Annotated in this window: 1 protein-coding gene; it reads left to right on the forward strand. The window is 64.3% G+C overall.

Annotated features, from left to right (window positions below; translation table 11 throughout):
• The coding region (locus tag B4920_RS25975; RefSeq protein ID WP_139379654.1) for a porin at positions 1–350 on the forward strand (350 nt) is incomplete at both ends.

The raw sequence follows: 350 nt of genomic DNA on the forward strand, positions 1-350 counted from the left end.
GGCGGCAGCTACAACCTGGGCTTCGCGACGCTGTACGGCAACTATGTGGCTGGCCGCATCAGCGGCGGCAACTACGAGAACGTGACGGGCACGCTGTCCAAGGCCGAAGGCTGGAGCGTCAGTGCCGGCATCCCGGTGTGGCGCGGCAAAGCCTTTGTGAGCTACAGCCAGCTCGACGACAAGTCGATCAAGAACCGCGATGCCAATTTGCTGGGGCTTGCCTACGCCTACAAGCTGCAGGACAGCACGACGCTGTACGGCACCTGGGGCAAGGTGCTCAACAAGGCCAACGGCACCTACAGCCTGACCGACGGCGGCAACCTGGTCGGCACCGTCGCCAAGCCGGGCTA

It is taken from the genome of Zoogloea sp. LCSB751 (assembly GCF_002028455.1).
Lineage (GTDB): Bacteria > Pseudomonadota > Gammaproteobacteria > Burkholderiales > Rhodocyclaceae > Zoogloea.